We start from the raw sequence: 13,377 nt of genomic DNA, 5'->3' as shown, positions 1-13,377 counted from the left end.
GACCGGGGCCGGAACCGGGCAACCCCGCACACCCCGCCCCTCACTCCGTCCGGCGCTCAAGGACCGGGGTCCGGGGCGGAGCCCCGGTTTCGGGAAGGGGCGGGTAGGGGAACAGCGCCGCAGGCAACCCGCACCCACCCGCCGCACCCCACACCTTCCCCCGCTAAATGACGGGCGCCGTCCCGGACGCACCACTGCTACTCCTCGACGCACTCGCCGAGTCCGACGTACCCGTCTCGGCCGGCGGCGGCAGCGGAGGCGTCGTCGTCGGGGGCGGAGAGGAAGAGGACGGCGGCGGGCTCGACGGCGTCGTCGGGGGCGTGGAGGGCGAGGACGGCGGCGGGCTCGACGGCGGCCGCGTGGACCCACCCCCACCCGGCGGCTTCGTGGGCCCGGCGGAAGGCGGCTTGCCCGGCGTCGAGGGATCGGACGGACTGTCCGACGGCTTCCCGCTGGTCGACGGGTCACCGGGCACGGCGCCGCCGCCACTCTCGCCCGGCTCGGGACTGCCGGACGAACCCGGCGCCGCCGGGAAGCCCGGATCACCGGGGCGTTCGGTCGACCCCTGGGTCGGTTCGTCGGCCGGCAGGCCGTCCTGGCCGTCGCCCTCGTTGGCCGACTGCTCGGACTTGACCTTGTCCGGCGAGTCCTCGCCCCCGGACGTCGCCCCGAGCGTCACCACCGTGCCGAGCACGGCCACGAGCAGCGCGCCCGCTCCGGCGGCCACCACATTGCGCCGGGCGCCCTTGAGCACACCGCGCCGCGCACCGCCGCCCCCGGCGGGCGCCGAGTGGTTGGTGACCAGAGTGCTCTCGCCACTCGTCACCGCGGGCCGCTCGGGCCTCGTGGGCAGCAGAAGCGGCGCGACAGCGGCCGGTACCCCGCCGGGCGGCGACGCCGACTCCTCGTACCGCGCCGCGGGGACCTCTTCGCCGGGTGGCGTACGCCCGCCGGACACCAGGGCGTCGGACCGGTCGGTGACCAGGGCGCCGGACCGGTCGGTGACCAGGGCGAGCGCCCTGCGGCCCGCGACGCTCCCGCTCCTGTCGGCCAGCGCACCGCGCAGCGCGATGGAGGCCTCCAGCTCGGCGCGGGCCCGGTCGAAACTCCCGGCGCACAGCGCGAGCACACCCAACTCGTGGTGGAAGTACGCCTCTTCGGCGACCTCGCCGGCGATCCGTGCGGCCTCCTGCCCGATTCGCAGGGCCCGCTCCCACGCGCCCCAGCACAGCCCCGCGGCGAACGCGGGCGCTGCCGTACGGGCCAGCAGTACGCCGGCGCTGGCATGGCCGGACGCGGCGCCCGGCACCATCGCGGTCATCGCCGCCAGGACGGCATCGGCCTCCGTCGCCGCCCGCTCGGGCGTGACCGAGGGGTGCCCTGCCCACCAGGCGTAGTGCTGGGCCGCGGTGTGCGCCCGCTCCGCCAGATCGTCCGCGTACCCGGCGGACTCGAGCTGGAGCGCCACACCGGCCGCCAGCCGATGGCGCGCTCCGACCGGTGAGAGCAGGCCGCAGCTCAGCAGCTCGCCGAGCGCGGCATCCGCGTGGGTGTCCCCCACGAGGGCCGGCAGATGCGCCTGGTGCGGCACCTCGCCGCCGAGCGCGAGGGCGAAGCGCAGGGTGGCGCGGGCGGACTCGCTGAGCCGGGAGACGAGCAGCGGCACGGGCGCCGCGCCCTCCGCCAGCGTCGGCAGCGGCACGTCGTGGCCGTCCGGGGCGTCGAAGGGCGCGTCGACGCGCTGCTCGGCGAAGTATCCGTACTTGTCGAACGCGTTGGGGTCGGCGCGCAGCATCTCGCGCTGCACCAGCAGGGCGCCCGCCTGCACGAAGCGCAGCGGCAGCCCCTCGGACTCGAACCACAGGTCGCCCGCCCAGTTCGCCTCGTCGTCCGTGAGGGGCCGCTCCACGGCCCGCTCCAGGAGCTTCACGGTGGAGGCGCGGCCGAGGCCGGCGAGGGGAACCTCCTCGACGTGCGCGTCGGGCGAGGGCGCGGCGGTGTCCGGCGTGGTGGCGAGGAGGAAGGCGCACTCTGGTGTGGCGTCGAGGAGCTCGTCGAGGGCGGTTCCGCCGAATTCCAGGTCGTCCAGGACGACGACCGCGCCGATGTCGTGGACCAGGTCGAGCAGCTCCGCGCGGTCGGGGCGGTGCAGTGGTGCGCGGTAGACGGCGGCGAAGAGGCCGTGGAGCAGGTCACCGGGCGCACGACGGTGTCCGCTGAGGCGTACGACGCCGTCGGGGGCGAGGTCCGTGCAGTCGCCGGCGACTGCGTCGAGGAGGACCGTACGGCCGGATCCCGGGGGTCCGGTCAGCCGGACCGAACGGCCTCGCGCGAGCAGCCGTCGCAGCCGCTCACGCTCCTCCTGGCGCTCCAGGAGCGGGCGCTCGGGAACGGCGGGGCCCGCCGGTATGGGTGGCCTGGACGCGCGCAGCAGCTCGGCGCGGCCGTCCGGGCCGTGCCGGGACGGGCGCTCACCGGGAGGGCAGGTCTCTATTTCGCTGCCGTCGACCGGGTTGACGGTGAGCAGCAGGTCGCCCGAGATGAGCTGGACGGTACGGACGAGGGTGGGTGACGGCTCCCCGAAGTCCGCCGTGAGCGCGTCTCGCGGTGGTCGGCGCGCGTCGTCACCGGCACTGTTCTCGCCACGGTGATCGTTCTCGTACTCTTCCGGTCCCCGGATTATCGGGTCCATGGTCAAAGCCCCCCAGATGCGTGGCGTGCGGATGCCCCTCCCGGCCTTTCACACGCTCGCTGTCGCTTCTGGTCCGGTGCCCGCCGCATTTGGGTTCGTCATTCGGCAGGCGACCGAACCCTAGACCTTTGCTCAGTATCTATGAATGGGTGGGGGGCCACCCCGCCCTAGACGTCACAGTCTCGTGAGGATTGTGCGCGACGCGCCGTTCGCACAATTGCTCCACATCACACGCGTCACACGCGAGGCAGTGACTCCGCCACGATGCCGCCCTCGATCGCGAGGATGCGGTGCAGCCGGGTGGCGACCAGCAGGCGCTGCATCTGCGGTGGCACACCGCGCAGCACGAGCCGCCGGCCGGCCCGGCCGGCCCGCCGGTGGGCTCCCATGATGACGCCGAGACCAGTGGCGTCCCAGGAGTCCAGCTCGGTCAGGTCGAGCACCAGGTCGCCGACGCCGTCGTCGACGGCCAAATGCAGGGCCGTCCGGGCGTCCGCCGCGCTGCGAACATCGAGGCGGCCCCCGACGACCAGCTCGACATGATCGCCCCTGATATGCATATGCGCTCCCCAAGAGTGCTCGGTGCTCGTATGTACCGGCCGTAACTTCTCTACTGCTCTGCGCTTCTTGTCACTTCTGCACGACGCGACTTCATCTGCTACTTCTGACCTCACTGCAACTGACTGCCCGGAAGGCAAAGAAGTTGCCGTCTGTAAGCGAACCGATACCGAATTCACTCCTGAGGGTGATCCCTGAGGGGTGACACGGCTCAGTGCTTGTAGAACCCTTGCCCGCTCTTGCGCCCGATGTCACCCGCGTCCACCATCCGGCGCATCAGCTCCGGCGGTGCGAACTTCTCGTCCTGCGACTCCGTGTAGATGTTGCTGGTCGCGTGGAGCAGGATGTCGACGCCGGTCAGGTCGGCGGTGGCGAGCGGGCCCATGGCGTGGCCGAAGCCGAGCTTGCAGGCGATGTCGATGTCCTCGGCCGAGGCGACGCCCGACTCGTAGAGCTTGGCGGCCTCGACGACGAGCGCCGAGATCAGGCGGGTGGTGACGAAGCCGGCGACGTCGCGGTTGACGACGATGCAGGTCTTGCCGACGGACTCGGCGAACTCCCGCGTGGTGGCGAGGGTTTCGTCGCTGGTCTTGTAGCCGCGTACGAGTTCGCAGAGCTGCATCATCGGTACGGGCGAGAAGAAGTGGGCGCCGACGACCCGCTCCGGGTGCTCCGTAACGGCCGCGATCTTGGTGATCGGGATCGCGGAGGTGTTGGACGCGAGAATCGTGTCCGGGCGGACGATCTTGTCCAGCGCCCGGAAGATCTCGTGCTTGACCTCAAGCTTCTCGAAGACGGCCTCGACGACGATGTCGGCGTCGCCGACCGCGTCGAGGTCGGTGGTCGTGGTGATGCGGGCGAGCGCGGCGTCCGCGTCGGCGCCCTCCAGCTTGCCCTTGGCGACGAACTTGTCGTACGAGGCCCTGATTCCGTCCCGGCCGCGGGTCAGCGCGGCGTCGGTGACATCACGCAGCACGACGTCCCAGCCCGCCTGCGCCGAGACCTGCGCGATTCCGGACCCCATGAGTCCGGCCCCGATGACGGCGAGCTTCCTGGCCACGACGTACCCCTTGATTCCCTTGGCCCCATTGCCTGTTCAATTCAGCCTCTTCGGCGGAGGTTAGCGCTCGTGAGGGGCCGTGTGGCGGCTAAGAGATGCGCGTCACGTCTCAGATGACGGACATCACACCGGGACGCCTCATTCGGTGTTGCGTACCGCATAGTTGAGCCCCTTTTTCGCTCAGGAGTTCCCCCCTGCGGTCCCTCACGACGGGGGCCTCACAGGGCGCCCCGGTCACCTCGCGGCCCTCGGGCGCCCCCCGCGCGAAGCCGCCCGGGGCAGGTGGGCGTGACGGTCGGCACACGTGTCTTCCGCGGGGCCGGCGCGTGCCCCGCACCGCCTACGCTCGGGTGCATGGTCAATCTGACGCGCATCTACACCCGTACCGGCGACCAGGGCACCACCGCTCTCGGCGACATGAGCCGCACCGCCAAGACCGACCTGCGGATCTCGGCGTACGCCGACGCCAATGAGGCCAATGCCGTCATCGGCACGGCCGTCGCCCTGGGGCAGCTCTCCGAGGAGGTCGTGAAGGTCCTCGTCCGGGTCCAGAACGACCTCTTCGACGTGGGCGCGGACCTGTCGACGCCGGTGGTGGAGAGCCCCAAGTACCCGCCGCTGCGCGTCGAGCAGTCGTACATCGACAAGCTGGAGGCGGACTGCGACCACTTCCTGGAGGAGCTGGAGAAGCTGCGCAGCTTCATCCTGCCGGGCGGCACTCCGGGAGCCGCGCTGCTGCACCAGGCGTGCACGGTGGTGCGCCGGGCGGAGCGTTCCACCTGGGCCGCCATGGAGGTGCACGGCGAGGTGATGAACCCGCTGACCGCCACCTACCTGAACCGGCTCTCCGACCTCCTGTTCATTCTGGCCCGTGCGGCCAACAAGGAGGTCGGAGACGTGCTGTGGGTCCCGGGCGGCGAGCGCTAGGCGCGCGTGGTCAGGACTTGGTGAAGGAGCGCGGGCGCTCCGCCTCGGCGGAGCCCGTGCCCGCCGGGGCCTTCTTCGGGAAGAGCGTGTACGTCGCGGCGATGACCACGTTGATGCCCGCCAGCAGCAGCATCCTGTCCTGCCAGGTGCGCAGCGAGTCGATCGCGCCGTCGCCCCCGACGTACCAGATCGCGGCCTGGAGCAGGCCGAGCGCGATCGCCGCCGCGAGGATCCAGCGGCCCGCGGTCCGCCACTCGTTGGCGGCGCGGGCCATTCCGTACTTCGGCGGTGCGACGGGGGCCGGGCCGCCGAAGAAGCGGTGCGCGACCCGGGCGTCCGCCCACTTGATGGCGCGGTGGCCCATGGCCACCGTGAAGCCGATGTAGACGGCTGCCAGGCCGTGCATCCAGTCCGGCTCGGCGCCGTTCTTCAGGTCGATCGCCGTGACGACCAGCAGCACGACTTCGAGCAGCGGTTCCATCAGCAGCACGGCCGCTCCGGCGCGCGGCATTTTGGCCGCGTAGCGCAGGGCCAAACCTACGGCCAGCAGCACCCAGAAGCCGACCTCGCAGATGACGATCAATGTGACGATCACGGTGCTCTCCTCCCGATACACCTCAAGCCTGTCGCCCGCGTGGCCGTGCGGCGTCGTCGCCAGTGAGGAACCGTCACTGCATCCTTCGATGTACCGGCGGCTCACCCCGGACGGGGAGGACGCGGAACGGCGCACCGTGTTGGATGGTGGAGTGACCTGGTTCCCCCGCCCCCATCGCGACGACGTCCTGCTCGCGCTGCTGGGCCTGTCCGGCGGACTCCTGCTGTGGGCCCTGGGCCTGCACAGCACGGGCAACCGCCATCTGCTGCCCGCCTGGACGACCCTCGTCCCGCTCGCGGTGATGGCCGGCATGGAGCTGCTGCGCAGGTCCATGCCGCGGACGATCCTGGCCGTCGGCACGCTCGCGGTGATCGCGGACCAGTTCACGGTGGGAAACCTCGGTACGGTCATCATGTTCACCGACCTGATGTATGCCGCCGTGGTGTACGGAACCCCCGCCTCCGCCCGCCGCATCCCGGTGATCACGGGGCTGATCACCGTGGCCATGACCATCGGGGCCCTTGCCTGGCTCCGGCGGCCGGAAGCCCTGCTCATCGGCGTGGTCACCGGTCTGGTCTCGTTCGCGCCCGCCCTCACCGGCGCCGCCCTGCGCAACCATCGCGAGGCGGCGGTCGCGGCGCGGCTGCGCGCCGAGCAGACCGCGCTCCTCGCCGAGATCGACCGGACCCAGGCGATCACCGCCGAGCGGTCCCGGATGGCCCGCGAGCTGCACGACATGGTCGCCAACCACCTCTCCGCCATCGCCATCCACTCCACGGCCGCCCTGTCCATCGGCACCCCCAAGGCATCGACCGACGCGCTCGCCGTCATCCGGGAGAACAGCGTCCAGGGTCTGTCGGAGATGCGCCGCCTGATCGGCCTGCTCCGCGACAGCAGCGGCGACCAGGAGCCGACCGCCGCCCCGTCGCTGGACAGCGTCGACGTCCTGCTCGACCAGGCGCGCACGGTCGGCGCGGACAGCGGCCTCGCCTTCACCCTGGACGACACCCGCCCGCCCGGCGGCCGGCTGCCCGCCCCGGTGGAGATGGCCGCGTACCGGATCGTCCAGGAGTCGCTGACCAACGCGCTCAAGCACGCGTCACCGGGCACGGTCGCGGTGACGCTGGCCCACACCGACCGGCTGCTGTCCGTGGCGGTGACCAGCCCGTACGGAGAGCGCCCGGGGCCGCGGGCGCCCGGCTCCGGCGCGGGCCTGGTGGGTATGCAGGAGCGGGTCACCCTGCTCGACGGGGCCCTGGAGGCGGGGCCGACGAACACGGACGCCGACAGCAAGATCTGGCAGGTACGGGCGGAACTTCCCGTCGAGGACGATACGGAGCTGCACGCATGACGATCCGGGTTCTGGTCGCCGAGGACCAGTCGGCGGTACGCGCCGGGCTGGTGCTCATCCTGGGCAGCGCGCCGGACATCGAGGTCGTCGGCGAGGCCGGGGACGGCGAGGCCACGGTCCGCCTGGCGCGCGAACTGCGCCCCGACCTGGTCCTGATGGATGTCCAGATGCCCCGCCTGGACGGCGTGTCGGCCACTCGGCAGGTGGTCGCCGAGCAGCTGGCCGACGTCCTGGTGCTGACCACCTTCGATCTCGACGAGTACGTCTTCGGGGCGCTGCGCGCGGGCGCCTCCGGGTTCCTGCTGAAGAACACCGACGCGAAGGATCTGATCGAGGCGGTACGTACGGTCGCGCGCGGCGAGGGCCTGATCGCGCCCGCCGTGACCCGCCGACTGATCGCGGAATTCGCCGCGCCCTCGCCCGTACGATCGCCCAACGCGCCGAGCCCCGCGGCGCTGGACTCCCTCACTCGGCGAGAGCGCGAGGTGCTCTCCTGCCTCGGCGACGGCCTGTCGAACGCCGAGATCGCCGTGCGGCTGACCATGGCCGAGGCCACCGTGAAGACGCACGTCAGCCGCCTGCTCGGGAAGCTTGAGCTGCGCAGCAGAGTACAAGCGGCGGTACTCGCTCAGGAGTTGGGTGTGTGAACGGCCGATAAACTCAGCTGGTCCAGACCTCTTGACGATTGGTACAGACCTTCTTACGCTCACCGCACCGCAGTGGTGAGCCTGTCATGACAAAAAAGTGCTCACCGGCGGCGCAGGTCCCACCTCCGTCATTGTTGGACCTCTCTCACGGGAGCACCCTTGAGTACTGCATCCCCCCTCCAACGCATGCGTCTGAAATCAAGAGCGACAGCCGGGCTCACCGCGCTGCTCGTCCCGCTCGCCGCCATGGTCGCCCTGGCCTCCCCCGCCGAGGCCGCCGAGTCGGCGACCGCCTCGTACACGAAGGTCTCCGACTGGGGCACCGGCTTCGAGGGCAAGTGGACGGTGAAGAACACCGGCACCACCAGCATCAGCTCCTGGGCCGTCGAATGGGACTTCCCCACGGGCACGTCCGTGACGTCCGCCTGGGACGCCGATGTCACCAACGCGGGCAACCACTGGACCGCCAAGAACAAGAGCTGGGGCGGCAATCTCGCCCCCGGCGCCACCGCGACCTTCGGCTTCAACGGCAAGGGCACCGGCTCCCCCAGCGGCTGCAAGCTCAACAGCGCTTCCTGCGACGGCGGTTCGGTGCCCGGCGACACCCCGCCGACCGCACCCGGCATCCCGTCCGCGAGCACCATCACCAACACATCGGTGACGCTCGCCTGGACCGCGGCCACCGACGACAAGGGCGTCAAGAACTACGACGTCCTGCGGGACGGTGCCAAGATCGCGACGGTCACCACGCCTGCGTACACGGACAACGCGCTCTCCGCGGGCACCGACTACTCGTACACGGTCCAGGCCCGTGACACCGCCGACCAGACCGGTCCGGTCAGCGGCGCCCGCGCCGTACGGACCACCGGCGGCGGCACCGACCCGGGCCCCGGTCCGGGCAGCCAGGTCAAGCTCGGTTACTTCACCGAGTGGGGCGTCTACGACCGCAACTACCACGTGAAGAACATGGACACGTCGGGCTCCGCGGGGAAGATCACCCACATCAACTACTCGTTCGGCAACGTCGTGGGCGGCAAGTGCACGATGGGTGACGCTTTCGCTGCGACCGACAAGGCGTACACCGCCGACCAGAGCGTCGACGGCAAGGCCGACACCTGGGACCAGCCGCTGCGCGGCAACTTCAACCAGCTGCGCAAGCTCAAGGCGAAGCACCCGAACATCAAGGTGCTGTGGTCCTTCGGCGGCTGGACCTGGTCCGGCGGCTTCACCGAGGCCATGAAGAACCCGGCGGCGTTCGCCGACTCCTGCTACAAGCTGGTGGAGGACCCGCGCTGGGCCGATGTCTTCGACGGCATCGACATGGACTGGGAGTACCCCAACGCCTGCGGTCTGTCCTGTGACACCAGCGGCCCCGCCGTCTTCAAGAACATGATGCAGGCGATGCGCGGCAAGTTCGGTACCAACAACCTGGTCACCGCGGCCATCACCGCCGACGGCTCGGCCGGTGGCAAGATCGACGCCACCGACTACGCCGGTGCCGCCGCGTACTCCGACTGGTACAACGTGATGACGTACGACTTCTTCGGCGCCTGGGCCGCGAAGGGCCCGACGGCCCCGCACTCCCCGCTGACGTCGTACGCCGGCATCCCGCAGGCGGGCTTCAACTCCGCCGACGCGATCGCCAAGCTCAAGGCACAGGGCGTGCCCGCCAAGAAGCTGCTGCTCGGCATCGGCTTCTACGGACGCGGCTGGACCGGAGTGACGCAGAAGGAGCCGGGTGGCACGGCGACCGGCGCCGCGCCGGGCAAGTACGAGACGGGCATCGAGGACTACAAGCTCCTCAAGGCCAAGTGCCCCGCCAACGGCACCATCGCGGGCACCGCGTACGCGCACTGCGGCAGCGAGTGGTGGAGCTACGACACCCCGGCCACCATCGGCGCCAAGATGAGCTGGGCGAAGAACCAGGGCCTGGGAGGCGCCTTCTTCTGGGAGTTCAGCGGTGACACCAGCAACGGCGAATTGGTGACCGCGATCGACAGCGGTCTGAAGTAGTCACCACAGCGCAGTAGCCACACAGCATGAAAAAGCCGGGGAGACGAGTGACTGTCTCCCCGGTTTCGCTGTGCGTGGTGGCCGTACGGGACTACGCGACGTTGACGCGCTGGCCGGGAGGCGCGGCCTCCAGCCAGGCGAGGAAGCCGGTCAGAGCATCCTCGCTCATCGCCAGCTCAAGTCGCGTACCGCGGTGCGAACAGCCGAGGATGAAAGCGTCGGACAGCAGCGCCAGCTCCTCCTCGCCCTCCGGAGAGCGGCGCGAGAGCACCTCGATGGACGAACGCTCAAGAGCGCGGCGCGGGCGCGGAGAGTACGAGAAAACGCGGAACCAGTGGATCCGGTCGCCGCTGTAGCGAGCGACGCCGTACACCCAGCCCTTGCCCGAGAGATCGGTCTCCTCGGTGGTGTCCCAGCGCAGGCTGCAGTCGAAGGTGCCGCCCGAGCGCTGGATCAGCCGCCTGCGCAGACCGAAAACGAAGAGCCCCACCAACACCAGTGCGACGATCAGGCCGCTCACAAGCAGGGCGAGGAACATCTCCACCGACCTCCTCGCCTCATCCGGTAACAGAATCAGAACTTGGGTTACATCGCCTCAGCCGCGACCCGGTCTGGATTATCCAGTACGGGCCGCGGCTGAGGGCAAATCTCTCGGCGCGGGACTCAGTGCCCCGCCACCGCGCGCAGTCGGACATCGGCGCGCCGCTCGGCAGCGGCGTCGTCGTCCGATTGGGCACGCTCCAGCGCACGCTCGGCGCGCTGGGCATCGATCTCGTCCGCAAGCTCCGCGATCTCGGCGAGCAGCGAGAGCTTGTTGTCCGCGAACGAGATGAAACCGCCATGGACGGCGGCGACGACGGTGCCGCCCTCGCTCGTACGGATCGTCACCGGGCCCGATTCCAGCACACCGAGAAGCGGCTGGTGACCGGGCATGACGCCGATGTCGCCGGACGTGGTGCGCGCGACAACCAGGGTGGCCTCGCCGGACCAGACGTTACGGTCCGCCGCGACCAGCTCGACGTGCAGCTCAGCAGCCAAGGTGGCTCCTCGGGTCACCACCCGGCGGTTCGGCCGGGTGTTGGGTCAATTCTAGGGGGCGTGCGGAGAGGGGTGGGACGTACCCACCCCTCTCCCTTGAGTCCGGGGACTCAGGAGACGCCGAGCTCCTTGGCGTTGGCCTTGAGGTCCTCAATGCCACCACACATGAAGAACGACTGCTCCGGGAAGTGGTCGTAATCGCCGTCACAGATCGCGTTGAACGCGCCGATCGACTCGTCGAGCGGTACGTCCGAACCGTCCAGGCCGGTGAACTGCTTGGCGGCGTGGGTGTTCTGCGACAGGAAACGCTCGACGCGACGGGCGCGGTGGACAACGAGCTTGTCCTCTTCGCCCAGCTCGTCGATGCCGAGAATCGCGATGATGTCCTGGAGGTCCTTGTACTTCTGCAGGATTCCCTTGACCCGCATGGCGGTGTCGTAGTGGTCCTGCGTGATGTAGCGCGGGTCCAGGATGCGGGACGTCGAGTCCAGCGGGTCGATCGCCGGGTAGATGCCCTTCTCCGAGATCGGCCGGGAGAGCACCGTCGTCGCGTCGAGGTGCGCGAAGGTGGTCGCCGGAGCCGGGTCGGTCAGGTCGTCCGCGGGGACGTAGATCGCCTGCATCGAGGTGATCGAGTGGCCACGCGTCGAGGTGATGCGCTCCTGGAGCACACCCATCTCGTCGGCCAGGGTCGGCTGGTAACCCACTGCGGACGGCATACGGCCGAGCAGCGTGGAGACCTCGGAGCCGGCCTGGGTGAAACGGAAGATGTTGTCGATGAAGAGCAGCACGTCCTGCTTCTGCACATCGCGGAAGTACTCCGCCATGGTCAGGGCAGAGAGCGCGACCCGAAGACGGGTGCCCGGCGGCTCGTCCATCTGGCCGAAGACCAGTGCGGTCTTGTCCAGGACGCCCGACTCGGTCATCTCGTCGATGAGGTCGTTGCCCTCACGGGTGCGCTCGCCGACACCGGCGAACACGGAAACACCGTCGTGCAGCTTCGCCACACGCATGATCATTTCCTGGATGAGGACGGTCTTGCCGACGCCCGCACCACCGAACAGACCGATCTTGCCGCCCTTGACGTACGGGGTCAGCAGGTCGACACACTTCAGGCCGGTCTCGAACATCTCGGTCTTGGACTCGAGCTGGTCGAAGGCCGGGGCCTTGCGGTGGATCGGCCAGCGCTCAGTGATCTGAGCCTCGGCGTCCGGGTCGTTCAGGATCTGGCCAAGGGTGTTGAAGACCTTGCCCTTGGTGATGTCACCCACGGGAACGGTGATGCCCGCGCCCGTGTTGGTCACCGCGGCCTGGCGGACCAGACCGTCGGTGGGCTGCATCGAGATCGCACGGACCACGCCGTCACCCAGGTGCTGGGCGACTTCGAGGGTCAGCAGCTTGCGCGCGCCGTCCTCGGCAGGGTCGTCGACCTCGACGTGCAGTGCGTTGTAGATCTCGGGCATCGCGTCGACGGGGAATTCCACGTCGACGACCGGGCCGATGATCCGCGCGACGCGGCCCGTGGCCGTGGCCGTCTCAACAGTGGTCGTCATTACTTTTCACTCCCCGCGGTCGCGTCGGCCAGAGCGCTGGCGCCACCGACGATCTCGCTGATTTCCTGGGTGATTTCGGCCTGGCGGGCCGCGTTGGCCAGCCGGGAGAGGCTCTTGATGAGATCCCCGGCGTTGTCTGTCGCCGACTTCATCGCACGACGACGGGCGGCGTGCTCGGAAGCGGCTGCCTGCAGCAGTGCGTTGTAGATACGGCTCTCGACGTAGCGCGGCAGAAGAGCGTCGAGGACGTCCTCGGCCGACGGCTCGAAGTCGAACAGCGGAAGGATCTCGCCCTTCGTGCTGCTCTCCTCCGCGCCCGTGGCGGAAGCCGCTGATGTCACTGCGTCGAGCGAAAGCGGCAGCATCCGGTTGTCGATCGGGTTCTGCGTCATCATCGACACGAATTCCGTGAAGACGATGTGCAGCTCGTCGACACCACCCTCGGAGGTATCCGTCTGGATGGCCTCGATCAGCGGTGCGGCCACATTCTTGGCATCCCCGTAAGTGGGGCTGTCGGTGAAGCCGGTCCACGTTTCCGCGACCTTGCGCTCGCGGAAGCCGTAGTAGGCGACACCCTTGCGGCCGACGATGTACGAGTCGACTTCCTTGCCCTCGACACGGAGCCGCTCCCTGAGCCGCTCCGCCGCCTTGATGGCGTTGGAGGAGTAGCCGCCGGCCAGACCGCGGTCGCTCGTGATGAGCAGAACCGCGGCGCGGGTCGGCGCCTCGACCTCGGTGGTCAGGGCGTGCTTCGTGGTCGAGCCGGTCGCCACCGCGGTCACCGCGCGGTTGAGCTCGTTCGCGTACGGCATCGATGCCGTCACCTTGCGCTGCGCCTTGACGATGCGCGAGGCGGCGATCATCTCCATCGCCTTGGTGATCTTCTTGGTCGCGGTGACGGATCGGATGCGACGCTTGTAGACCCGGAGCTGCGCTCCCATGA

General features: G+C 69.6%; 12 protein-coding genes. 4 read left to right on the top strand and 8 right to left on the bottom strand.

Going from position 1 to position 13,377, the window contains the following annotated elements:
* Positions 1-163: 163 nt before the first annotated feature.
* From ACLLJJ_RS28800 to ACLLJJ_RS28790, 3 genes are all read right to left on the bottom strand, one after another.
* Positions 164-2,692 carry an ATP-binding protein gene (locus tag ACLLJJ_RS28800; protein ID WP_434596702.1) on the bottom strand — a complete coding sequence of 843 codons (2,529 nt, stop codon included), beginning with the start codon at positions 2,690-2,692 and terminating at the stop codon, positions 164-166.
* A gap of 236 nt (positions 2,693-2,928) precedes the next feature.
* Positions 2,929-3,252, bottom strand: a complete 324-nt coding sequence (locus ACLLJJ_RS28795) for an STAS domain-containing protein (RefSeq protein WP_434596700.1) — start codon at positions 3,250-3,252, stop codon at positions 2,929-2,931.
* Between the two features lie 209 nt (positions 3,253-3,461).
* A complete protein-coding gene (locus tag ACLLJJ_RS28790; RefSeq protein WP_434596698.1) occupies positions 3,462-4,310 on the bottom strand; it encodes a 3-hydroxyacyl-CoA dehydrogenase family protein in 849 nt (282 codons plus the stop codon).
* Positions 4,311-4,664: 354 nt separating this feature from the next.
* Between ACLLJJ_RS28790 and ACLLJJ_RS28785 the strand changes: the two genes are divergently transcribed.
* Positions 4,665-5,237 (top strand): cob(I)yrinic acid a,c-diamide adenosyltransferase, encoded by a 573-nt coding sequence (locus ACLLJJ_RS28785; protein WP_434596696.1) that lies wholly within the window; start codon positions 4,665-4,667, stop codon positions 5,235-5,237.
* A gap of 10 nt (positions 5,238-5,247) precedes the next feature.
* On the opposite strand, the gene ACLLJJ_RS28780 is transcribed toward ACLLJJ_RS28785, so the two are convergent.
* A complete protein-coding gene (locus tag ACLLJJ_RS28780) occupies positions 5,248-5,832 on the bottom strand; it encodes a hypothetical protein (RefSeq protein ID WP_434596694.1) in 585 nt (194 codons plus the stop codon).
* Between the two features lie 88 nt (positions 5,833-5,920).
* Here ACLLJJ_RS28780 and ACLLJJ_RS28775 point away from each other — a divergent pair, with 88 nt between their 5' ends.
* From ACLLJJ_RS28775 to ACLLJJ_RS28765, 3 genes are all read left to right on the top strand, one after another.
* Positions 5,921-7,183, top strand: a complete 1,263-nt coding sequence (locus ACLLJJ_RS28775; RefSeq protein WP_434600548.1) for a sensor histidine kinase — start codon at positions 5,921-5,923, stop codon at positions 7,181-7,183.
* Positions 7,180-7,830 (top strand): response regulator, encoded by a 651-nt coding sequence (locus tag ACLLJJ_RS28770; RefSeq protein ID WP_434596692.1) that lies wholly within the window; start codon positions 7,180-7,182, stop codon positions 7,828-7,830. Before ACLLJJ_RS28775 ends, ACLLJJ_RS28770 begins: the two co-directional genes overlap by 4 nt.
* Positions 7,831-8,016: 186 nt before the next feature.
* Positions 8,017-9,843 carry a glycosyl hydrolase family 18 protein gene (locus ACLLJJ_RS28765; protein ID WP_434596690.1) on the top strand — a complete coding sequence of 609 codons (1,827 nt, stop codon included), beginning with the start codon at positions 8,017-8,019 and terminating at the stop codon, positions 9,841-9,843.
* A gap of 91 nt (positions 9,844-9,934) precedes the next feature.
* Here the strand turns inward: ACLLJJ_RS28765 and ACLLJJ_RS28760 are convergent, their stop codons facing one another.
* The 4 genes from ACLLJJ_RS28760 to ACLLJJ_RS28745 form a co-directional block, all read right to left on the bottom strand.
* A complete protein-coding gene (locus tag ACLLJJ_RS28760) occupies positions 9,935-10,381 on the bottom strand; it encodes a DUF2550 domain-containing protein (protein ID WP_434596689.1) in 447 nt (148 codons plus the stop codon).
* A gap of 125 nt (positions 10,382-10,506) precedes the next feature.
* Positions 10,507-10,881 carry a F0F1 ATP synthase subunit epsilon gene (locus ACLLJJ_RS28755; RefSeq protein ID WP_434596687.1) on the bottom strand — a complete coding sequence of 125 codons (375 nt, stop codon included), beginning with the start codon at positions 10,879-10,881 and terminating at the stop codon, positions 10,507-10,509.
* A gap of 110 nt (positions 10,882-10,991) precedes the next feature.
* Positions 10,992-12,434, bottom strand: coding sequence for a F0F1 ATP synthase subunit beta (gene atpD, locus ACLLJJ_RS28750; RefSeq protein ID WP_283517398.1), 1,443 nt, complete (start codon positions 12,432-12,434; stop codon positions 10,992-10,994).
* On the bottom strand, positions 12,434-13,375 hold the full coding sequence (locus ACLLJJ_RS28745) for a F0F1 ATP synthase subunit gamma (protein WP_434596685.1): 942 nt from the start codon (positions 13,373-13,375) through the stop codon (positions 12,434-12,436). Before ACLLJJ_RS28745 ends, atpD begins: the two co-directional genes overlap by 1 nt.
* Positions 13,376-13,377: the final 2 nt, after the last annotated feature.

It is taken from the genome of Streptomyces sp. A5-4 (assembly GCF_051131715.1).
Taxonomy (GTDB): domain Bacteria; phylum Actinomycetota; class Actinomycetes; order Streptomycetales; family Streptomycetaceae; genus Streptomyces.
Note: the sequence above shows the minus strand (reverse complement) of the source record. Positions and strands in the feature narration are given on the sequence as shown.

Bases quoted from the DNA above. Each gene is read 5' to 3' on its own strand.
- ACLLJJ_RS28760 (WP_434596689.1), bottom strand. From the start codon at position 10,381: ATGTTCCTCGCCCTGCTTGTGAGCGGCCTGATCGTCGCACTGGTGTTG.
- ACLLJJ_RS28785 (WP_434596696.1), top strand. From the start codon at position 4,665: ATGGTCAATCTGACGCGCATCTACACCCGTACCGGCGACCAGGGCACC.
- ACLLJJ_RS28800 (WP_434596702.1), bottom strand. From the start codon at position 2,692: ATGGACCCGATAATCCGGGGACCGGAAGAGTACGAGAACGATCACCGT.
- ACLLJJ_RS28745 (WP_434596685.1), bottom strand. From the start codon at position 13,375: ATGGGAGCGCAGCTCCGGGTCTACAAGCGTCGCATCCGATCCGTCACC.
- atpD (WP_283517398.1), bottom strand. From the start codon at position 12,434: ATGACGACCACTGTTGAGACGGCCACGGCCACGGGCCGCGTCGCGCGG.
- ACLLJJ_RS28775 (WP_434600548.1), top strand. From the start codon at position 5,921: ATGTACCGGCGGCTCACCCCGGACGGGGAGGACGCGGAACGGCGCACC.
- ACLLJJ_RS28770 (WP_434596692.1), top strand. From the start codon at position 7,180: ATGACGATCCGGGTTCTGGTCGCCGAGGACCAGTCGGCGGTACGCGCC.
- ACLLJJ_RS28795 (WP_434596700.1), bottom strand. From the start codon at position 3,252: ATGCATATCAGGGGCGATCATGTCGAGCTGGTCGTCGGGGGCCGCCTC.
- ACLLJJ_RS28765 (WP_434596690.1), top strand. From the start codon at position 8,017: ATGCGTCTGAAATCAAGAGCGACAGCCGGGCTCACCGCGCTGCTCGTC.